The organism is Halalkalibacter krulwichiae, assembly GCF_002109385.1.
In the GTDB taxonomy this organism is placed as follows: domain Bacteria; phylum Bacillota; class Bacilli; order Bacillales; family Bacillaceae_D; genus Halalkalibacter; species Halalkalibacter krulwichiae.
In genome coordinates this window covers 2,656,145-2,677,884 of record NZ_CP020814.1, presented here as the reverse complement: position 1 = coordinate 2,677,884, position 21,740 = coordinate 2,656,145, and the positions used below count along the sequence as shown (strand labels likewise).

The 21,740-nt window shown below is 36.8% G+C and carries 25 protein-coding genes and 1 pseudogene; all 26 read left to right on the top strand.

Going from position 1 to position 21,740, the window contains the following annotated elements:
- Positions 1-11 precede the first annotated feature (11 nt).
- The 26 genes and pseudogenes from fliG (at position 12) to BkAM31D_RS13385 (ending at position 21,718) form a co-directional block, all read left to right on the top strand.
- The gene (gene fliG, locus BkAM31D_RS13510) at positions 12-1,025 is read left to right on the top strand and encodes a flagellar motor switch protein FliG (protein ID WP_066150231.1); all 1,014 of its coding nucleotides are present in this window, start codon (positions 12-14) and stop codon (positions 1,023-1,025) included.
- The gene (gene fliH, locus BkAM31D_RS13505; RefSeq protein ID WP_066150228.1) at positions 1,018-1,830 is read left to right on the top strand and encodes a flagellar assembly protein FliH; all 813 of its coding nucleotides are present in this window, start codon (positions 1,018-1,020) and stop codon (positions 1,828-1,830) included. Before fliG ends, fliH begins: the two co-directional genes overlap by 8 nt.
- Positions 1,820-3,139 (top strand): flagellar protein export ATPase FliI, encoded by a 1,320-nt coding sequence (gene fliI / locus BkAM31D_RS13500; RefSeq protein WP_066150225.1) that lies wholly within the window; start codon positions 1,820-1,822, stop codon positions 3,137-3,139. The genes fliH and fliI overlap by 11 nt, the downstream gene beginning before the upstream one ends.
- A 1-nt stretch (position 3,140) precedes the next feature.
- A complete protein-coding gene (gene fliJ, locus BkAM31D_RS13495) occupies positions 3,141-3,578 on the top strand; it encodes a flagellar export protein FliJ (RefSeq protein WP_066150222.1) in 438 nt (145 codons plus the stop codon).
- 13 nt (positions 3,579-3,591) lie between these two features.
- Positions 3,592-4,158 carry a MotE family protein gene (locus BkAM31D_RS13490; RefSeq protein WP_066150219.1) on the top strand — a complete coding sequence of 189 codons (567 nt, stop codon included), beginning with the start codon at positions 3,592-3,594 and terminating at the stop codon, positions 4,156-4,158.
- Between the two features lie 22 nt (positions 4,159-4,180).
- On the top strand, positions 4,181-5,326 hold the full coding sequence (locus tag BkAM31D_RS13485) for a flagellar hook-length control protein FliK (protein ID WP_066150216.1): 1,146 nt from the start codon (positions 4,181-4,183) through the stop codon (positions 5,324-5,326).
- An 8-nt stretch (positions 5,327-5,334) separates the two neighbouring features.
- The gene (gene flgD, locus BkAM31D_RS13480) at positions 5,335-5,790 is read left to right on the top strand and encodes a flagellar hook assembly protein FlgD (RefSeq protein WP_066150213.1); all 456 of its coding nucleotides are present in this window, start codon (positions 5,335-5,337) and stop codon (positions 5,788-5,790) included.
- 34 nt (positions 5,791-5,824) lie between these two features.
- Complete coding sequence (locus tag BkAM31D_RS13475; protein ID WP_066150210.1) at positions 5,825-6,202, top strand: TIGR02530 family flagellar biosynthesis protein; 378 nt, start codon at positions 5,825-5,827, stop codon at positions 6,200-6,202.
- A 68-nt stretch (positions 6,203-6,270) separates the two neighbouring features.
- The gene (gene flgG / locus BkAM31D_RS13470) at positions 6,271-7,182 is read left to right on the top strand and encodes a flagellar basal body rod protein FlgG (RefSeq protein ID WP_066150208.1); all 912 of its coding nucleotides are present in this window, start codon (positions 6,271-6,273) and stop codon (positions 7,180-7,182) included.
- Positions 7,183-7,242: 60 nt separating this feature from the next.
- Positions 7,243-7,455: a flagellar FlbD family protein gene (locus tag BkAM31D_RS13465; RefSeq protein ID WP_066150206.1), complete on the top strand. Its 213-nt coding sequence runs from the start codon at positions 7,243-7,245 to the stop codon at positions 7,453-7,455.
- Positions 7,456-7,887 carry a flagellar basal body-associated protein FliL gene (gene fliL, locus BkAM31D_RS13460; RefSeq protein ID WP_066150203.1) on the top strand — a complete coding sequence of 144 codons (432 nt, stop codon included), beginning with the start codon at positions 7,456-7,458 and terminating at the stop codon, positions 7,885-7,887.
- A gap of 27 nt (positions 7,888-7,914) precedes the next feature.
- Positions 7,915-8,907 carry a flagellar motor switch protein FliM gene (gene fliM, locus BkAM31D_RS13455; protein ID WP_066150200.1) on the top strand — a complete coding sequence of 331 codons (993 nt, stop codon included), beginning with the start codon at positions 7,915-7,917 and terminating at the stop codon, positions 8,905-8,907.
- Positions 8,900-10,099, top strand: coding sequence for a flagellar motor switch phosphatase FliY (gene fliY, locus BkAM31D_RS13450; RefSeq protein WP_066150198.1), 1,200 nt, complete (start codon positions 8,900-8,902; stop codon positions 10,097-10,099). Before fliM ends, fliY begins: the two co-directional genes overlap by 8 nt.
- Before the next feature lie 151 nt (positions 10,100-10,250).
- Entirely contained in the window at positions 10,251-10,958 is a 708-nt protein-coding gene (locus tag BkAM31D_RS13445; RefSeq protein ID WP_066150195.1) for a flagellar biosynthetic protein FliO, read from the top strand.
- Positions 10,958-11,659, top strand: a complete 702-nt coding sequence (gene fliP, locus BkAM31D_RS13440) for a flagellar type III secretion system pore protein FliP (RefSeq protein WP_066150191.1) — start codon at positions 10,958-10,960, stop codon at positions 11,657-11,659. Before BkAM31D_RS13445 ends, fliP begins: the two co-directional genes overlap by 1 nt.
- Before the next feature lie 15 nt (positions 11,660-11,674).
- A complete protein-coding gene (gene fliQ, locus BkAM31D_RS13435; protein ID WP_066150188.1) occupies positions 11,675-11,944 on the top strand; it encodes a flagellar biosynthesis protein FliQ in 270 nt (89 codons plus the stop codon).
- Positions 11,944-12,720 (top strand): flagellar biosynthetic protein FliR, encoded by a 777-nt coding sequence (fliR, locus tag BkAM31D_RS13430; RefSeq protein WP_066150185.1) that lies wholly within the window; start codon positions 11,944-11,946, stop codon positions 12,718-12,720. The genes fliQ and fliR overlap by 1 nt, the downstream gene beginning before the upstream one ends.
- Positions 12,721-12,766: 46 nt before the next feature.
- Positions 12,767-13,882: a flagellar biosynthesis protein FlhB gene (gene flhB / locus BkAM31D_RS13425; protein ID WP_066151101.1), complete on the top strand. Its 1,116-nt coding sequence runs from the start codon at positions 12,767-12,769 to the stop codon at positions 13,880-13,882.
- 35 nt (positions 13,883-13,917) lie between these two features.
- Positions 13,918-15,954, top strand: a complete 2,037-nt coding sequence (flhA, locus tag BkAM31D_RS13420) for a flagellar biosynthesis protein FlhA (protein WP_066150181.1) — start codon at positions 13,918-13,920, stop codon at positions 15,952-15,954.
- On the top strand, positions 15,951-17,093 hold the full coding sequence (gene flhF, locus BkAM31D_RS13415) for a flagellar biosynthesis GTPase FlhF (protein WP_066150179.1): 1,143 nt from the start codon (positions 15,951-15,953) through the stop codon (positions 17,091-17,093). Before flhA ends, flhF begins: the two co-directional genes overlap by 4 nt.
- Complete coding sequence (locus BkAM31D_RS13410; RefSeq protein ID WP_157108288.1) at positions 17,094-17,849, top strand: MinD/ParA family protein; 756 nt, start codon at positions 17,094-17,096, stop codon at positions 17,847-17,849. It begins immediately after the preceding gene.
- Between the two features lie 167 nt (positions 17,850-18,016).
- The gene (locus BkAM31D_RS13405) at positions 18,017-19,018 is read left to right on the top strand and encodes a protein-glutamate methylesterase/protein-glutamine glutaminase (RefSeq protein WP_066151099.1); all 1,002 of its coding nucleotides are present in this window, start codon (positions 18,017-18,019) and stop codon (positions 19,016-19,018) included.
- Between the two features lie 38 nt (positions 19,019-19,056).
- Positions 19,057-19,690, top strand: a pseudogene (locus BkAM31D_RS13400) (chemotaxis protein CheC).
- Positions 19,687-20,178, top strand: coding sequence for a chemotaxis protein CheD (locus BkAM31D_RS13395; protein WP_066150173.1), 492 nt, complete (start codon positions 19,687-19,689; stop codon positions 20,176-20,178). Before BkAM31D_RS13400 ends, BkAM31D_RS13395 begins: the two are co-directional and overlap by 4 nt.
- 42 nt (positions 20,179-20,220) lie before the next feature.
- On the top strand, positions 20,221-20,994 hold the full coding sequence (locus BkAM31D_RS13390) for a FliA/WhiG family RNA polymerase sigma factor (RefSeq protein WP_066150170.1): 774 nt from the start codon (positions 20,221-20,223) through the stop codon (positions 20,992-20,994).
- 253 nt (positions 20,995-21,247) lie between these two features.
- Positions 21,248-21,718, top strand: coding sequence for a DUF6115 domain-containing protein (locus tag BkAM31D_RS13385; RefSeq protein WP_066150166.1), 471 nt, complete (start codon positions 21,248-21,250; stop codon positions 21,716-21,718).
- Positions 21,719-21,740 lie beyond the last annotated feature (22 nt).

Here is a 21,740-nt window from a genome sequence, read left to right as displayed (position 1 = left end):
GAGGGATAAAAGTGGCTACAACAAACAAAGGGTTAACAGGGAAACAGAAGGCGGCAATCCTACTTATTTCTCTAGGACCTGATGTCTCAGCTCAAGTCTATAAGCATTTATCTGAAGAAGAAATTGAGCAGTTAACCCTTGAAATTGCTAATGTACGCAAAGTAGATAGTGGAATGAAAGATGAGATTCTTGAACAATTTCATTCGTTAGTATTAGCACAGGATTATATTGCTCAAGGTGGAATTGGTTACGCAAAAAGCATATTAGAAAAAGCATTAGGCGAAGAAGATGCTATGGCGATTATTAATCGCTTAACATCTACATTACAAGTACGCCCTTTTGATTTTGCAAGAAAAGCCGACCCATCTCAAATTTTAAACTTTATTCAAAATGAACATCCGCAAACAATTGCCTTAATTTTGTCTTATCTTGAATCTGTTCAAGCTGGACAAATTTTATCTGAACTACCACAAGAGGTGCAAGCAGATGTAGCGAAGCGAATTGCATTGATGGATAGCACATCACCAGAAATTGTTAATGAAGTTGAGTCTATCTTGGAACAAAAACTATCTGCAACTGTTACACAAGATTATACGGATGCTGGTGGAATTGAAGCGGTTGTGGAAGTTTTAAATAGTGTTGACAGGGCTACTGAGCGGACAATTTTGGATGCTCTAGAGATCCAAGATCCTGAGCTTGCTGAAGAGATTAAGAAACGTATGTTTGTATTTGAAGATATCGTCACTCTAGATAATCGCTCGATTCAAAGGGTTATTAGAGATGTTGAGAATGAAGATTTACAGCTTTCACTGAAGGTTGCAAGTGAAGAAGTGAAAGAGATTGTCTTTACTAATATGTCTCAACGGATGGCGGAAACATTTAAAGATGAAATGGAGTTTATGGGACCTGTTCGGTTACGTGATGTGGAGGAAGCACAATCTCGTATTGTTGCAGTAATTCGCAGACTTGAAGAAGCTGGTGAAATTATTATCGCTCGTGGTGGAGGAGACGATATCATTGTCTAGGGTTATTAAATCACTTTATACAAGTTCTAATTCAAATGATAAAAAACAAATTATGATACGTAATCTGTTCGAAGAAGGAATCTTCAATAGAATTGATGATCGTCTTGCGCCAAATGAACAACCTAACCACTTTACAAACAATGAAGAGGTAAATAAGAAAACGGAAGCTGAACTTGCTGCAGCTCAAGCAAAAGCAAACCAATTGATTGCTGAAGCAGAACAAGAAGCCCGAAATTTATTGAAACAAGTTGAGGTTGCTCGTCAAAGTGCAGTTGAAGAAATTGAGGTTTTAAAGGCGGAAGCGAAAAAGCAAGGTTATGAGGCTGGTTATGTAGAGGGTCAGAATGAAGGGTTTCGAGCTTACAATAAATTAATTGAACAAGCCCATTCAGTTATTGTTCAATCAGAAAAAGATTATGAGCGAACGATTGAGTCAGCTGATCCTGTGATTATTGAGGTGGCTTGTGCGCTCACGAAACGAATGATCGATCTGCAATTAGAGGGAAACTCTCATGTGTGGGGAGCGCTCTTACGGCAAGTTATAACGGAAGTGCGAGAGCATGAAAAGGTTAGAATTTTTGTTCATCCAGATTGGTTTGAATATACAACAAATCAAAAAGAGGAACTCGAACAGCTATTAAGTCATACCGAGAATCTTTTTATTTATCCCGATGCAGGTTTGATGAAGCATGGGTGCGTGATTGAAACCAAATATGGTCGTATTGAAGCGACAGTAGACAAGCAGCTAGAAGTTCTCAAAGCGCAATTATTGGAGATGGTTCAGGAGGGCATTTATGAAAGTTAGTGCGTTAATTGATTCAATTCCTTCTTTATCTCCTTATAAGTGGTACGGGAAAGTAACACGTGTAGTAGGCTTAACAATTGAATCGAAAGGGCCTCAAGCTTCGATAGGGGACTTATGTTATATCATTGTTGGTAAAACCAAAAAAACAAAAGTAAAAGCAGAAGTTGTCGGATTTAAAGATGAGAATGTGTTATTAATGCCACTAGATGGCACGACAGATATTTCTCCAGGGAGTTTAGTAGAGGCGACAGGCAAGCCACTCCAAATAAAAGTTGGGGTCGGATTGATCGGGAAAGTTATAAATGGTTGTGGCGACATAATGACAGAAACCTCTCTACCAAAGGGGCTGATGTCTTTTCCTACAGACAATGCCCCACCAGATCCTTTATCGAGACCGCGAATTACTGAAAAGATGTCTCTTGGAGTTAGAGTGATTGATTCGTTATTTACAGTAGGGAAAGGACAACGCATTGGAATTTTTGCCGGTAGCGGTGTAGGGAAAAGTACATTGCTCTCAATGCTAGTAAGAAATTCAGCCGCCGATATCAATGTGATTGCCCTTATTGGTGAAAGAGGCAGAGAAGTCCAAGACTTTATTGAAAGAGATTTAGGTAAGGCAGGTATGAGTAAAACGGTATTAGTTGTCGCTACTTCAGATCAACCCGCTCTTATGCGGATAAAAGGTGCAATGACCGCAACCGCAGTAGCTGAATATTTTAGAAATCAAGGGCTTCATGTCAATCTAATGATGGATTCGGTAACGAGGTTTGCAATGGCACAACGTGAAATAGGTCTTGCAATTGGGGAACCGCCAACATCAAAAGGGTATACACCATCTGTATTTGCTATGTTGCCAAAGTTATTAGAACGATCAGGTACAAATAAGCGTGGTTCGATTACTGCTTTTTATACAGTACTTGTCGATGGCGATGATATGAATGAGCCAATAGCTGATGCGGTAAGGGGAATATTGGACGGGCATTTGGTTTTGGATCGTAAATTAGCCAATAAAGGTCAATTTCCGGCGATTAATGTTTTGAAAAGTGTTAGCAGGGTCATGGCAGATATTGTTGATGATCAGCACAAGTTTGCAGCAGAACAACTTAGAAGCTATTTGTCGATCTACAATGAAAACGAGGATTTAATTAATATAGGTGCCTATAAAAGAGGGACTTCAAGAGAGGTAGACGAAGCGATTCAGATGTACCCAAAGATTATTGCGTTTATTAAACAAGCGACGGATGAAGTCATAACATTGAATCAAGCTGTGGAAAAATTAATTAATGAGTTCGGAAGAGGTGGACAGTAGTATGGCATTTCAGTTCACGTTGCAAAAAATAATGCAAGTAAGAGAACAGGAGAAAAATACGGTACAAGTTGAATATCAAGAAGCAGTTAATCAATTTGAACATATTGCTACTGAACTATACGAACTACTTAAGTGGAAAGAACAGCTTGAAGATTATGCACGAAAGCAAGTCTCAAGTGGAACATCCATTTATCATCTACAACAAAATCAAATGAAAATTCTACAGTTACAACAGGAGATCGAGCATAAGCAACGTGCAACGCAAGTAGCAAGAGAAAAAATGAATCAAAAGCAACAGGTTTATATTACGAAATCTACTGAACTTAAAAAATATGAAAAAATGAAACAAATTAAGGAAGAACAATTTAATGAAGAAGAAAAGCGGGTTGAACTGATAAACATGGACGAGTTATCACTTCGATTGTTTGCAAATCGATAGGTATGGTGATTTTATGAGTGAAACTTCAAAAGGACATAGTAAATTTCAGTGGTTTTTTCTCGTAGTGTGTATTCCCGTTATTTTTGCGGTTATTTTATTTAGTGTCATTTTATCTCTTCTCGGAGTTAATGTTTTGGATAAAGCGAAGGCATATGGTAGTGAGATTCCGGTAGTTGCTTCATTACTTGAGAATGAAGCAGTAGAGGTGGTAGAAGAGGTAAATGTTGAGTATCTAAATGAGACGATACAAAAGCTAGAGGCTGAAGTAGACCGTCTGCAAGTGACATTAAATGAGCGAGAAGAAGAGATAAAAAAGTTAAGTGATGAACAAGCTCAAATTGAGCATAAAGCAGCTATTGAAGAAGCACGACTTGAATCTGAAGTTCAAGAATTGAAAGACTTAGCAAGGACTTATGAAGCAATGTCTACTAAAAATGCAGCTGCTATTATAGAACAATTATCGGATGAAGATGCTCTTTTACACTTATCTCAGATCTCAATTGAAGTACGCGCCGGAATCTTGGCAAAGATGGATAGCGAATTAGCAGCAAATCTTATAACGCAATTAGCAAATCAATAATTCTAGAAGGAGGTGAAATTGGTTGACAGATACTGCCATTTATATTGGGACAAGTGGTTCGAGTTCACTCATTAGAGTGAACAATCCAACAAAAGTAGAAAGCGATCGCTCTTTTGCACAAATACTAGGGCAGGAAACGGCTGTTAGTAAGAGGGATGGACCTTCTGAATTCGAAGAGAAAACAACGTCATTATCGGAGTTCTTAAACGAACTGATTCAATTGAATCAAGAGATGGATGATATCTCATTTGAAGCCGATGAAGAGATTACGTCACTGTTACAAATTCTAGCACCTGAATTGGATGACATAATTCACAATGTACTGCAATCCCCTGTTAGTGATAATGAAGGTGTTCACACTCTTTCAGATGTCGGTCAATTCATTTTATCAATGATTGTTTCTTCAAAAGTTAGTCAAAATACCCATTCTCATTCACATACAGAGAAAATGGATTTATCAATAGCGTTAAGTGGACTATCGAATAAGGTTCTCGGAATTGATTTATCAGATACGAACTCTACAAAAGAAATCATTCAGCAATTTAGATTATTTATGGAGCGAAACCAACCGAAGGAACAATTGTTAGATTCCCAGGAAAATAATAAGTCACTATTAGATTTAAAATTATCTGTCTCAGATCCTTTACCTTCAAATATAGTTAAGAATCATTCAAATGGACATGAGGTCGGTCACCTTCAGTTGAAAACAGAACAGGCTGTCATGTATATAGGTGATCGTTTACCTAAAGAGGTTCAGGCACAACAGTTTTTGCGGCAATTTCATTCGTTTTTGAAACGTGGTGTGTTTACGCAAAACCAAGGTAATATGAATACTTTTACAATTAAATTATTTCCAGCTCATTTAGGTCGGCTTCATATTCACTTAACTCAATTAGATGGATCCATTACAGCTCAAATTACAACTGGAAACCATGCTGTTAGGGACTTGATTGAATCTCAGATTACTCAATTGCGCCAGGCATTTATCCAACTACAGCTTCAAGTTGATCGTATTGAGGTTACTCAACAAAACCTGGATGAACAAAAGGAAAGAGAAAAAGAATCATCTAGTGGTGGAAATGAAAGAGAAGAAGACGCTCAAGATCAAGATCAGTTACCGGTATTCCATCAACTATTAGAAGAAGCTAGATTTAATGAAGAAATATAGGTGATACTATGACAACTATTCATGAAGGGTATCGTTTAGAAACCCAGACGAAAACGCAAAGCAATAATCAAGGAATTTTAGGGAAAGATGATTTTCTTAAAATTTTAATTACACAACTCCAAAATCAAGATCCATCAAACCCAATGGATGATCGTGAATTCATTGCTCAAATGGCTCAATTTTCAACATTAGAACAAATGACCAATATGAATCAAGCGATGCAAAGGTTTGTGTCAATCCAGTCGAGTCAAAATTTAGTGCAACATAGTGAGTTAATCGGAAAGAAAATTCAATGGCAACGTCAAGTGCCAATTGATGAATATCGTACGAAAACGGAAGATGTTGAAAGTGTTGTAACGTCTGTTCGGCTTGAAAAGGATGGTCAGTTAAGAATTCAACTAGATGATGGGCGTTGGATCAGTAATGAACAAGTAGTACAAGTTAGCAAAGCAGAGACTAAATAAGAATAAGTTCGGCTTGGTGGAAGGAAGTGGTCAAATGGATTCGAGAATTTCGACTCAATCTATCTATTCGCTGCCAAAGCCTACTCGACGAAATGTCAATCAGCAACAAACAGTTTCCTTTCATAACTTTTTAAACAATGAAATAAGGAATTCAAGTGTTTTAAAGATTAGTAAGCATGCACAGTACAGAATGGATACAAGGGGAATTGATTTTTCAGCAGAAAAATGGTTGGCAATTCAAGAGAAGGTGAAAGAGGCTAGAATAAAAGGTGTTAAAGATTCTCTTGTCATAACTCAAGATGCTGCTCTTGTAGTTAGTGCTCAAAATAATACGGTGATTACTGTTCTAAATCGTGATGAAGCAAAGTCACAAATATTTACAAATATTAATGGAACCATTTTAATTGATTAGGACTGGACCCTTCTGGGAGGTCTTTTAGCTGCGGATTGATGGAAGCGGCAGAATGAGGAGGAAAACATATGCTACGTTCAATGTATTCAGGGATTTCCGGTATGCAAAATATGCAAACGAAATTAGATACAATTGGTAATAATATTGCAAACGTAAATACATTTGGCTTTAAAAAAGGTCGTACAACCTTTAAAGATATGGTGAGTCAACAAATGGCTGGTGCAACAGGGCCAGGACAAAACCTAGGGGGAGTTAACGCGAGACAGGTTGGTCTGGGGATGCAAATCGCTTCAATTGATACTATTCATACTCAAGGAAGTCTACAAAATACTGGAAGAGAACTAGATTTAGGAATTTCAGGTGATGGTTATTTTGTTGTTGGACCAAGCCCTGTTACAGGTGTTGGAGAATTCTCTTATACACGTGCAGGAAACTTTTATTTAGATCAAGAGGGTTACATTGTTAATTCTGATGGTCTTTATTTAATGGGAGTAAGACCTAATGGTGATGCTTCTTTTCAATCAGTCGATGATTTTGATGCCACTGAGGGTGCTTTAGGGCGAATTAGAATTCCGGCTGATGCACAAAGTTTTAGTGTTGGTGCTGATGGCAAGGTTATGTTCATAAATAATGGTGGTCTTCAAGTTGCTGGTCAGATTGGATTAGCTAAATTCTCAAATCCAGAAGGTCTACAAAAGACAGGGAATAATTTATACGCGGCTTCTGCAAACTCAGGGAATATACAAGGAACAAATATGACATTGAACGGGTTTGCCAATCTTGGCGCTTATATTTCCATTCCTCAGTTAGGGGCAGCTGGTACAGGAGCACTTGTAGCAGGTACATTAGAAATGGCTAATGTTGATTTGTCAGAAGAGTTTACTGAGATGATTGTAGCTCAGAGAGGATTCCAAGCGAATACACGAATTATTACAACATCGGATGAAATTCTTCAAGAGCTAGTTAATTTGAAACGATAATACTAGATCAATTTTTTAAGAGAGGGGGTGGGCTAGAGTTCGCTCTAGTCCATTCAATGTATGATTGAACTCATTCGTTTAAACGGCCAGCCTTTTTTACTTAATGTCATGTTAATCGAACAAATTGAATCTTTGCCGGATACAACAATTACGTTAGTAAGTGGAAAAAAGATTGTTGTCCGTACTGAGATTGAGGAAGTTAAAAAAAGAATTAATCAGCAATTTTTACAGATCGGTCTTATTAGTATGTACAAAGAAGTGGAGGAGTCTTGATTGTTTAAAAATAAACTTGTCAACATTATGTTACTTATTCTCGGCTCCTTAACACTTGTTGGAGTGGTAGCTTTTGTCCTAATAACTAATTATACGAATCAACCTGTTCCAGACGCTCCGCCAACGATTGAAGAAATTATTGCCCATTCATTTGATACAAAAGAGATTACGACTAATTTATTATCAGATGATTTCATTCGAGCATCATTTCGGATTCATGTAGATAATAAAAAAGCTCTAAAAGAAATTCAAAAACGGGATTTCCAAGTGAATAATATCATCTTACGTGCGCTCTCCGGAAGGAAAGCGAGTGGATTAGCTGGTCCAGAAGGGATAGCTGAATTCGAGGATGATATTAGAAAGGAGATTAATCAATTAATGCAAGAAGGGCAAGTGATACAAGTTTATACGACAACATGGGTGATACAGTAAGAGTAATGAGATAGAGAGGTGAGGATCTTGGCTGATGTTTTGTCACAGGGAGAAATAGATGCCCTTTTATCGGCACTTTCTACTGGTGAAATGAATGCTGACGAACTCAAAAAAGAAGAAAATGAGAAAAAAGTAAAGGTATACGACTTTAAAAGAGCGTTACGGTTTTCAAAAGACCAGATAAGAAGTTTATCAAGAATACATGAAAACTTCGCGAGGTTATTAACGACTTACTTTTCTGCTCAACTTCGAACATATGTCCAAATTTCAGTAACGTCAGTAGATCAACTTCCATATGAGGAATTCATCCGATCAATTCCTAAAATGACAATACTTAATGTCTTTGAACCTTATCCTTTAGAAGGAAGGTTGTTAATGGAAGTTAACCCTAATATTGCTTATGCAATGCTCGATCGGTTGTTAGGGGGTAGAGGGGTTAGCATAAATAAGGTTGAAAATTTAACCGAAATTGAAACTCGGATTATGACACAGTTATTTCAACGGACGATCGATAGTTTCCAGGTGGCTTGGAGTTCTGTAATTGAACTAGATCCTGTAATGGAGGATTTAGAAGTGAATCCACAATTTTTACAAATGGTATCGCCGAATGAAACGGTAGTTGTCATATCTCTTTCAACTACAATTGCAGAAACGTCTGGAATGATTAATATTTGCTTACCGCATGTTGTTCTAGAAGAGATATTGCCAAAACTTTCGGTCCACTATTGGATGCAGGAAAAGAAAAAGCAAAGGCTATCTGAAGAAATAGAGAATATTGAAAACAAAATTAGAAGGGCACCATTAATAGTTCAAGCTGAATTGGGGCGTTCTGAAATTTCGATACAAGAATTTTTACAGCTCGGAGTGGGAGATGTAATTGAATTAAACCAAGCGATTGATAAGCCTTTGTCCGTACTTGTTGGAGGCGAACATAAGTTTAATGCACAGCCAGGAAAAATGAAGAATCAGATTGCTGTCCAAGTGACAGAAATAGTTGAGGAGGCAAATGAGCATGAATGATGATATGCTTTCCCAAGAAGAAATTAATGCGCTTTTAGCAGGAGTGACTGGTGATGATGAAGAGGAAACCATCAGTAAAGGAAGCCTTGACTTAAAGCTTTCCGATTATATTTCAGAAATTGAACAAGATACTTTAGGGGAAATTGGAAATATCTCTTTTGGGAGCGCGGCAACTGCACTATCAACATTATTAAACCAAAAAGTAGAAATCACAACACCTATGCTTTCTATTATAAAGAGAGATAAACTTGAATCGGAATTCCCACATCCACATGTTGCTGTTCATGTTCAATATACGGAAGGGTTCGAAGGAACAAACCTCCTAGTTATTAAGACGAAAGATGCGGCAATAATTGCCGATTTAATGCTAGGGGGAGATGGCACTGACCCTTTAATGGACTTAACTGATATGCATATAAGTGCTGTTCAAGAGGCGATGAATCAGATGATGGGTTCTGCTTCAACTTCGATGTCTACGATATTTAATAAAAAAGTTGATATTTCTCCTCCAGGAATCAACTTAATGGATTTGAAAAAGGATGAAGGGACTATTCAGCTGCCACAGGAAGACATCCTTATTAAGGTATCATTCCGATTAAAAGTTGGGAACTTGATTGATTCTAATATAATGCAATTAATTACAGTGTCTTTTGCAAAAGGTTTAGTACATGAATTAATGAGTCCTCCAAGTGAACAAACGGATGATTTATCTATTAAATATGAAGAAGAGTCAATAAGCGAAATAATCCATCAAGAACATTCAGACAGAATTGATGTCGCGCGACCTAGTCTTGCGTCTCCGAAGACTGAACAGATTTATGACCAACGTGGTAATCAGCATATCGGCAATGCTTCTGCAATGCAAAGAGAGATTGATGTTCAGCCCGCCGCATTTTCAACGTTTGAAAATCCTAGACTGACTAATCAAGAGTCGAATAACTTGAATATGCTACTTGATATTCCGCTTCAAGTGACTGTTGAGTTAGGAAGAACGAAACGATCGATTAAAGAAATTCTTGAATTCACACAAGGTTCGATTATAGAACTAGATAAATTAGCTGGAGAGCCTGTTGATATTCTCGTGAATCAAAAGTTAATTGCTAAAGGAGAAGTTGTCGTTATTGATGAAAATTTCGGAGTGCGTGTAACGGATATTGTTAGTCAAGAAGATCGAATAAAAAACTTAAAATGATAAATGCTGGTCGTTCAATCATTAAAATGTTAATAAGATCATCCAACAACATACTTATAAAGGCAACTAGAACCATTGACACCTAATGCTATATTGTTGTGTTAGAAGGTTGGTATGTAATTAACATAAAGAAGTAGGGAGCTATTTATCGATGCATTTAAGATTATTTATTTTTGCCTTAGTTCTTATAAGTTTGTTTGGGTGGCAGAATCATGCTGGAGCTGAAACAACTGATGAGAATAGAAGAGTATCTGAAACATTACATGGAAATGAGTCTGTTGAAGACGAAATGTCCAATGAATCAGAAGAAATAGTAGATGAGAGCGGTATAATTGAAACCGATTCAGCAACAGACGAAATTATTCCAGAACAAAATACATTTTTAATTTTTGCGCAAATGATTAGCGCCTTAGCACTTGTAATTGTTCTCATTTATCTTCTTTTACGTTTTGTTAACAAACGCTCTCAATCATTTCGTTCTACCCAGATGCTTCAAAATATCGGAGGAGTTTCACTCGGACAAAGTCGATCAGTACAATTGGTTAAAGTAGGGGAACGTATATTAGTTGTAGGCGTTGGTGAAACCATTCAGTTACTAAGAGAGATTGATGATAAAAAAGAGATGGAACTTCTTGTTAAAAAGCAGCAAGAACAGTTTGAACAATTGGATCAACCGTTAAATAAATTTATTTCATTTGTTTCAGGGAAATTTACTAGTAATAAAAAACAAGAAAAGCTTAAGAATGTACCGAATAAAGCGAATCAAAATGAGTTCAAAGATTTACTTGAAAAACAATTAAAAGACCTTTCTAAATCACAGAAGAATTTACATGATGCAGCAAGGGAGCGTGATCAATAATGCTAGACACTATTATCATTCCTTTTATTACCCTCCCTGGTCTGGATCTTGATTTTATAAATGATGAGCCTGCAAATGTAGCAACAACCATTCAATTGTTGATTTTGCTTACGGTTTTATCGTTAGCACCATCTATTCTCATTTTAATGACAAGCTTTACGAGGATTGTTATTGTTCTGTCATTTGTAAGGCAAGGACTTGCAACTCAGTCAATGCCTCCGAATCAAGTGTTAATTGGTTTGGCCCTATTTTTAACCTTTTTTATTATGGCACCAGTATTTGCGGAAGTGAATGAAGTTGCAATTACACCTTTTATAAATGAAGAAATCGATCAAGAAGAAGCTTTTTATTTAGCTAGTGTTCCAATGAAAGAGTTTATGGCAAAGCATACTCGTGAGAAAGATTTAGCCCTATTTATGGGGTATGCTGGATTAGAAAGGCCTGAAACTTTAGATGATATTCCTTTAACAGCATTAATACCAGCTTTCGCTATTAGTGAATTGAAGACTGCTTTTCAAATTGGTTTTTTGATTTTTATTCCCTTTCTAGTCATTGATATGATCGTAGCTAGTGTTTTAATGTCTATGGGTATGATGATGTTACCACCTGTTATGATTGCTTTGCCTTTTAAGATCTTATTATTTGTACTAGTAGATGGCTGGTATTTAATTGTTCAATCGTTATTACTCAGTTTCAATTAGAGGATGGTGAAATAGGTGAGTCCTGAATTTGTTATAAATATGGCTGAAAATGGAGTGTGGACTGTCCTGTTAGTAGCAGGGCCGCTCCTAATTGTTGCTTTAGGTCTCGGATTGTTAGTAAGTATTTTTCAAGCAACAACGCAAATTCAAGAACAAACGTTAGCATTTATCCCGAAAATAGTTGGAGTTTTTGCTGCTTTAATTATTTTTGGACCGTGGATGCTATCCAATGTTACAAACTTTACCCATCAAATTTTTAGTAATCTTCATAGGTTTATTGGCTAATGGTTGATTTTGTAAATCTGTTTCCAGCTTTTCTACTCGTTGTTGTTCGAGTTTTAGCTTTTTTGGCTGTGTTGCCGATCTATGCACATCGATCGATTCCAAACACTATGAAAATAGGGATCGCTTTATTTTTAGCGTATATTATAGTCTTTTCCCTTGAGTCACCTATTATTGTGATTGATGGATTATATTACTTTTTAATTATTAAAGAAGTAATGGTAGGAATTGTTGTAGGTCTACTCGCTGCCATTCTTATGTATGCCATTCAAGTTGCCGGTGGATTTATTGATTACAGTATGGGATTTATGATTGCCAATGTTGTTGATCCTCAAACAGGAGCCCAGACGCCTTTAACTGGGAGTTATTTATATACGTTTGCGTTACTGTTTCTATTACTTGTTAATGGACATCATTTATTATTAGATGGCATTTATTATAGTTATCAATTTGTACCATTGGAACAAGTTACACTACCTTTTGACCAAGAAAATGTTATCAGGTATATTGCGACAACTTTTAATGCGATGTTTATCATTGCATTCCAAATGGCTTTTCCGATAGTAGGTTCATTATTCTTAGTAGATGTGGGGTTAGGGATGGTGTCAAGAGCGGTTCCACAAATGAACGTGTTTGTTGTTGGGATGCCTTTGAAAATAATCGTTGGTCTACTATTATTAACGGTATTTATGGGCGTTTTCTTTATAGCTGTGCAAAAATTATTTGACCAAATTATTGTTTCAATGCGGACGTTATTACAATTACTAGGAGGAGCCTAAGTTGAATTCTTTCCATCGGTTATTAATAGATGATGATCATGTCTCGATGAATAACGACGATTCTACGAAGCTGAGTCCTATATTGAAGATAAACCTGCAGTTTTTTGCTGAAGAAAAAACGGAAAAAGCAACTCCGAAAAAGCGTCAAGATACTAGAAAGAAAGGGCAAGTAGCTAAAAGCACAGATGTAAACACAGCAATCATTTTATTGTTTGTGTTCTTATTTCTATGGTTGTTTGGCGGACTGCTTGGCGAGACGCTAATTAATCTACTAACGCATACGTTTCAAACATACTTGTTACTAGAGATCACTGAAGCTAACTTCTCTTCCATTTTTTTAGAACTTATTTTTGAAGCTGCAATTGTGTTAATCCCGGTTATGACGATAGCTTTAATTGCTGGTTTAGCTGCAAGTTATATGCAAGTAGGTGTTCTATTTGCTCCAGAAGCGATAAAATTAAAACTTTCTAAGCTTGATCCTATTAAAGGTGCAAAGCGTATTTTTTCGATTAGAGCTTTAGTAGAGTTAGTTAAATCTTTATTGAAAATTGGTTTAGCAGGATTAGTTGTCTTTATCATTATTTGGACTAGCTTAGAAGACGTTATGTTACTCTCGCAAAAAAGTGTGGCCGATGGCTTTTATGTTATAGCTCAACTAGTTGTCACTTTAGGTGTATCTATTGCAATATTGTTGCTTATTCTTTCGATACCTGATTACTTATATCAAAAATATGACCATGAAAAGCAAATTAAGATGTCTAAAAAAGATATTAAAGATGAGCATAAGAACATGGAAGGGGATCCGAGAATTAAATCAAAACGTAAGCAGAAACAAATGGAGATGGCGATGCAACGAATGATGCAGGAAGTACCAAAAGCAGATGTCGTTATTACAAACCCAACTCATTTTGCAGTTGCCCTGCGTTATGACGAAGAAAAGGCTGATGCCCCGTTTGTAGTTGCAAAGGGTGTTGATTTTGTTGCTCAAAAGATAAAAGGAATAGCGGCAGACAACCAAGTTGTAACAGTAGAAAATAAACCTTTAGCACGAACTCTTTATGCGCAGGCTGATATTGGAGATCAAGTTCCAGAAGAGCTATTTAAGGCTGTTGCAGAAGTTCTTGCTTATGTATATCGTTTGAAAAACCAACAGGTTAATTAATAACAAAGTACTTGTAATGTAAGGAGAGAAAAAATGTGGCAGTAAGAGACCTATCTGTTTTACTAGGCGTTATTTTAATCGTCATTATGCTTATTATCCCGTTGCCAACGGCAATGTTAGACTTTTTGATTATCATTAATATCTCTCTTGCGCTTGTTATTATTCTCGTTGCAATGAATACAAAAGAGCCCTTACAATTCTCGATCTTTCCAACGTTATTATTATTAGTGACATTATTTAGGCTAGGGTTAAATGTATCAACTACTCGTTCAATTTTAGGCGAAGCAAATGCTGGAAATGTAATTGATACTTTTGGGAATTTCGTAGTGGGAGGAAATGCTCTAGTTGGTTTTGTTGTGTTCTTAATTTTAATTGTCATTCAATTTCTCGTCATAACTAAAGGCGCAGAGCGAGTATCTGAAGTAGGGGCACGATTTACATTGGATGCCATGCCGGGGAAGCAGATGAGTATTGATGCTGATTTAAATGCGGGCATGATTTCTGATGCTGAGGCGAAGGCACGACGAGAGAAAATTGAAAAGGAAGCAGACTTTTATGGATCGATGGACGGTGCGAGTAAATTCGTGAAAGGAGATGCTATAGCTGGAATTGTCATTGTTATCATTAATCTTCTATTTGGCTTAATTATTGGAATGTCACAAATGGGGATGGATTTATCAACTGCTGCAGGAACCTATACATTGTTAACTGTTGGAGATGGCTTAGTTAGCCAAATTCCTGCACTACTTATTTCAACGGCAACTGGTATCGTTGTAACACGTGCCGCATCAGAAGGGAATCTAGGACATGATATTACAAAACAATTATTAGCTTATCCTAAGATGCTCTACATTGCTGGTGGAACGATCTTTTTGTTAGGTGTCATTACACCGATTAGTCCGCTCTTTACTATTCCCATTTCGCTAGCGTTGTTGTTTGGCGGGTATTTCCTCTCTAAAAATGAAAAAGATGATCATTTGAATGAGGAACAACCAGAGGAAGAAGAACAACCTGATGATATGAAGTCACCGGAAAGTGTAGTTAGCCTTTTGCAAATTGATCCTATTGAATTTGAATTTGGCTACGGATTAATTCCTTTAGCAGATGCCAATCAAGGTGGAGATTTATTAGATCGAGTAGTAATGATCCGACGCCAAATGGCTCTGGAGTTAGGCATGATTGTTCCGGTTATTCGGATTCGAGATAATATTCAATTACAGCCGAATGAATACACAATAAAAATTAAGGGAAATGAAATAGCTCGAGGGGAGTTATTATTAGATCACTATATGGCAATGAGTCCAGGTGTAGATGATGAAAGCATTGTTGGTGTGGATACTATTGAACCTGCCTTTGGATTACCTGCTTTATGGATTGGTGAAGATATGAAAGAGCAAGCTGAATTATCAGGATATACAGTTGTTGATCCTCCTTCTGTTGTTTCAACTCACTTAACCGAAGTGATAAAAAGACATGCTCATGAATTGTTAGGAAGACAAGAAACGAAACAACTTGTTGATCATCTGAAAGAAACGTATCCGGCTCTTGTCGAAGAGGTAACACCTAACACGCTTTCAACAGGAGAGATTCAACGAGTCCTAACCAATTTACTTAAAGAAAATATTTCAATCCGAAACTTGCCTATCATTTTTGAGACACTTGCAGATTACGGACATATGACAAAAGATATGGATCTAGTGACGGAATATGTTCGTCAAGCATTATCTCGTCAGATCTCTAAGCAAATGACAACGCCTGGAGAGCCAATGTATGTCATAACATTAAGTGGTTCTGTAGAAAAAAAAGTAGCTGACTCTGTGCAGCAAACTGAACATGGTAATTTCGTTTCAATGGATCCAAATGATTCTCAAAGAATCCTCGAGTCGGCAGCAGGTGAAACCGACCGGTTATCGCAGATGGGACAAGTTCCTGTTATTCTTTGTTCTCCAGCTGTCCGCATGTACGTTAGACAGTTACTTGAACGTTATTTGCCACATGTCCCTATATTGTCGTACAACGAACTTGAAGCAGATATAGAAGTGCAAAGTGTAGGAGTGGTGAATGTAGAATGAAAGTGAAAAAGTATACAGCTCAGACTATGAATGAAGCAATGAAAATAGTTCGCTCTGAATTAGGTGATGATGCCGTTATTCTAAATTCCAAAGAGGTGGAGACAGGAGGCTTCTTAGGTTTTTTCACTAAAAAACAAATTGAAGTTATTGCGGCTATTGATTCTTCGGTCAAAAAGAGGCCATTTAAAAAACAAATTCCAGATTTCAATTTAGAAAAAGAGCTCCCTTTAAGTCAGGTGAGAAAGGAATCATTACAACACCAAACAAATGTAATCAATGAAATCGAACAACTTAAAAAACTCATTCAAGAGTTTACAGATAAAAAGGGTTCTGGTACAACAAAGTACCCTGACCCTTTCCAAAAAGTTGAAGAGCATTTATATGATCAAGGTGTTACAGAAAAGGTTCGACTTATATTAATGAAACATCTTTTGAAGAATTGGTATGAACAAGAAGATAAAAAAACTGAGCTATCAAATATTAATAAGGACTTAACATCGTATATTGCATCAAAACTTGCGCCACTTTCTATTGGTGGGTTTGAACATAATAAAAGAGTAATTAATTTAGTCGGGCCAACAGGTGTAGGCAAAACAACAACTATCGCAAAACTAGCTGCGCATTTTGTCATGAAGAAGCAAAAGAAAGTTGCTTTAATTACGACAGATACGTATCGAATTGCGGCGGTCGATCAATTGAAAACCTATGCAAAAATATTAAATATTCCATTAGAAGTTGCCTATTCTATTGATGATTTTAAAAATGCTCTTGAACAGTTTAGGCACTATGATTTAGTACTTGTTGATTCTGCTGGCAGAAATTTTAGAAATCCACTTTATGTTGAAGAATTAAATAAGCTAATTGATTTTAATAAGAATACCGAAACTTACTTAGTTTTATCACTTACTTCTAAATACGGAGATATGAAAGATATACTTAATCAATTTCATCTCATTCCTATTCACAAAGTTATTCTAACAAAAAAAGATGAAACGAGTACATACGGAGCAATGCTAAATATTCCTATGGAAATGGGAAAAGGAATTGCTTACGTAACGAATGGTCAAAATGTACCGGATGATTTAATAGAAGCTTCGACACCGTTTCTATTAGACTGCTTGTTTGAGGTGAATGAATAAATGCATGATCAAGCAGAAAATTTAAGACGCTTGCTTCAGCAAAAAGATCGTCCAGAAGCAAAGGTTATAGCGGTAGTAAGCGGCAAGGGTGGAGTGGGAAAGTCGAATGTTTGTTTAAACTTTGCTATTGGTTTAGCGGAAATGGGAAAGAAAGTTCTTATTATTGATTTAGACATTGGCATGGCTAATGTAAATATTCTAATGGGATTAAATCCTACCTATCATTTAATAGATCTACTAGAAAATGAAAGAAATATATGGGAATTAATTGAAAAAGGACCAGCTGGGATTTCCTATATATCTGGTGGTACTGCGTTTGATACTTTTGTTGAAATGAATGAAATGCGTCTTCATAAATTTTTTTCACAGCTCGAGCTGATTGGGCGAGAATTCGATTATGTATTTTTAGATATGGGGGCAGGGGTCACTAAAGAAAGTTTAGAATTCATTATGGCTGCAAATGAAGTATTTGTTGTAACGACACCTGAGCCTACAGCAATGACAGATGCATACTCAATGATTAAATACATTTTTCTTAAAGAAGACAAACTAATTTACCTTATAGTTAACCGGGCTGATTCAGAACAAGAAGCTAAGCGCACCATAAAAAGTTTTAAACAGGTTACACTTTCTTTTTTGAGTAAAGAACTGGTTGAATTGGGGTTTATTCCTAATGACCCTGTAGTGTCAAGGGGGTTAAAGCACAAGTTCCATTTATCTTATTGGATAAACATGCCAAAGCAAGTGTTGCTTTGACGCAAATGGTTACTTCTTTTATTGGTGTTAAGAAGAAAGATCCAATTACCTTTCTTCATTTTCTTCTGAAAATGAAGAAAATGGTTAATTTTAAGAAATAACTTGGGAAGGACTGGAGATAAGTGGAGAACAACATACGTGTATTGGTTGTAGATGATTCTGCTTTTATGAGAAAGGTTATTTCCGATTTGCTTAATAAGCATCCTCGAATTCATGTTATAGCGACAGCTCGAAATGGAGAAGATGCGCTTACGAAAAGAAAATTGAATTCACCCGATGTCATTACATTAGATGTAGAAATGCCAATTATGGATGGGCTTGAAACATTGAAGATCTTAATGAAAGAAAACCCCATTCCAGTTGTCATGGTTAGTAGTACGACAAAAGAAGGAGCGAGAAATACACTTTTTGCAATGGAGTTTGGAGCAATTGATTTTGTAGCAAAGCCATCTGGGGCTATTTCTTTAGACATCGAAAAGATAGAACAACAAATTATTGATAAAGTCATTCAGGCAGCTAAAGCAAAATTAGTTCGTTCAGAACACGAAGCTACATATGTGGTTCAATCAAAGAAAGATAATCGAATAAAAAAGGTTAGAGCGAAAAAAATTGTCGCCATTGGGACATCAACAGGTGGACCCCGTGCGTTAAAAGATGTGATTCCGAAAATACCAAGCTCCATTAAAGCTCCTATCTTAATTGTCCAGCACATGCCTCCTGGCTTTACTCTTTCGTTAGCAGAAAGATTGAATTCTCTTTCAGAAGTCATCGTAAAAGAAGCTAACCATGGTGAAGTTTTGCAAAATGGAACTGCTTATATTGCCCCTGGAGGATATCATTTGAGTGTTCAGCAAAAAGGCAATGCTTTTTTGGCGAATGTCGATAAACAAGAACCGCGAAGAGGGCACCGTCCTTCTGTTGATATTCTATTTGAATCAATTGCAACACTAAAAGATGTTGAAAGCATTGCAGTAATTATGACAGGAATGGGAGCTGATGGTACGGAAGGCCTTATTAAATTAAAAGAAAGCGGTTCTTGTTATGCAATTGCTGAATCAGAAGAATCTTGTGTTGTTTTTGGAATGCCAAAAGCAGCATTGCGAACAAAGCTAGTCGATGAAATGGTTCATATCCAGCAAATCAGTGAACGGATTATGAATCATTTCTAATAGTGCAAAGTGTAATCATATCCATATGGGGAAGAACAATGGACTTATTAAAAGGATTGAAGCCCTATCATTTAGATGTATTAAAGGAAATTGGGAATATTGGTGCAGCTCATGCAGCAACGGCTCTTTCGCAATTACTAAATAAGAAAATTGATATGAACGTTCCGTCAGTAAGGCTAGTTTCTTTTCATGACTTACCTGAGCAATTGGGAGAAGCGGATGCCAAAGTGGCAGCCATATTTTTGAGGGTGGAAGGCGATGCGCCAGGAAGTATGTTTTTTATTGCACAAATAGAAGGTTCGGAAAGGCTCGTTAAACATGTGACGAAAAGGGCGGAGTTTCAACTCGATACGCCGCCTTATGACGAAATGGGAATTTCAGCTTTTTTGGAGGTTGGAAATATTTTAGCGGGGTCCTACTTAAGTTCTCTAGCCGATTTTACTAAATTGAGCTTTTATCCTTCTGTGCCAGAAGTTAGTGTAGACATGGCCGGTGCTATATTAAGCTATGGACTTTTACCTCTTTCTCAGGTGGGTGATTACGCAATTGTAATTGATACGATGATAAGAGAGAGACTCAGAACAAACAAGCTTAAAAGGCCAATTTCTTCTTTTACCTGACCCGAATTCTTTTGCTGAAATCTTTTCTGCTTTAGGGGTGGAAATACTATGAATGCTACGGTCATCAAGGTAGGGATGGCAGATTTTAAAATAGCAACTACTCTAAACACTATTCGAACATCTGGTCTTGGTTCATGTGTGGGGATTGTCATTTATGATGACAGAAAATTAATAGCAGGAATGGCCCACATTATGTTACCAACCTCAGGCTTAAACAAGCAAGAAAAGATTAATGTTGCGAAGTATGCAGATACGGCAATCCCAGCTTTAATACAAAGGTTATTACAGAATGGAGCTTCACGTTTTACTTTAAAAGCAAAGATAGCAGGCGGTGCTCAAATGTTTTCTTTTTCTACAGGGAATGATTTAATGCGAATTGGTCCGCGCAATGTTGATGCAGTGAAGGAGAAACTAGAGGAAATGCGAATTCCATTAGTGGCTGAAGATGTAGGGGGCAAAAGTGGGAGGACTATTGAGTTCGATCCAAATTCTCAATTGCTACAAATTAGAACTGTAAATAAAGGAACAATCCATATTTAATAAGCGAAAAAAGATATTTGAAAAATTGGGGGGGGGGCAATAATGGGACATGTTTCAGCTGTTGAGGACAAAAAACTCTGGGATATATGGTTTACAGAGCGGAATCATGATGCTTGTGATGAACTGATAAGACGTTATATGCCGATCGTTCATTACCATGTTCAACGTATTTCGATAGGTCTTCCAAAAAGTGTACAAAAAGATGACTTAATCAGTCATGGTCTGCTAGGTTTATATGATGCTTTAGAAAAGTTCCAGCCAGAACGAGATTTGAAATTTGAGACATATGCTTCTTTTCGGGTCAGAGGAGCAATTATTGACGGGCTTCGTAAAGAAGATTGGCTTCCAAGGTCAATGCGTGAAAAAATCAAGAAAGTGGAGTCGGCTACTGAAAGGTTAGAACAATTGCATGGACGCTATGTATCAAGTGAAGAAGTAGCAAAAGAATTAAACATGCCGACACACGAAGTTGAACATGCGATGACAGAATATTTCGTCTCGAACGTGTTATCCATAGATGAACAATTTCAAGAGACGGAACGAAATGATGCTTTTGCAACGACAATTATTGATAGAAGAACGAAAACGCCAGAGCAATATTCGAATGAAATTGAAACAAAAAAAGAACTAGTAAAAGTGATTGAGCAATTATCAGAGAAAGAACAGCTTGTAATTAGTTTGTTTTATTATGAAGAGTTAACCTTAACTGAGATTGGACAAATCCTAGAGCTATCTACATCACGTATTTCTCAAATACATTCTAAAGCGCTTTTTAAATTGCAGCAAACATTGAAAAAAAGCTTGCATTTCTCGTAAGAAACCCCAATAAGAAGCTTAGTCATCTTAGGCTGTTATGAGCAGTTATATACTATTGGGCCGTTTTTAAATATATATGAGCAATACACTGGCTTATTTGTATCTAATAAACGGTCCAACCGTCTAAACTTGTTTTGTAGTGATTGTCTTTTGCTGATGAAGGGGAAGAGATGGGTTTACGTCCTCTTGAAGTGCAAGGTTCGATTCCTATGACGCAAAGGGGACATTTTAAGTTAATAGAAAGGACTGACCGATGACAACCATTCTTGTCACAATAAGTTTGTTACTCCATGGCATAACGTTTTTGTTTTTATTGACACGCCAGCAACAACAAACTAACTATCAAAATGAAATGGAAACGATGAAAAACGAAATGGAAGACTTGCTTATTACTTATATAACCGAATTAAAAGAAGAAAACGAGCGCCTAGTAATGGAACTTAAAAAGAGGAACCATTCTAATGAGAATCAGAAAATGGTCGAATTGAAAAGTGAGAATATGAAAGAGTTTGAAGTTTCTGTTTCAAAGAGTAAAAAGGAAGATACACATTATGAGACCTACTCACCGCCTTCAGTTGAAGATGAAGAACAATCATTTTATGAACAGTCGGATACGGCAAAGGTACTTGGATTAGCTGCACAAGGGTTATCAGCGAAAGAAATAGCAGAAAAATTGAAACTCGGTAAAGGGGAAGTTGAATTAATGTTGAAATTTTACCGTTAATGTCTAATTATGCTTGCAACGA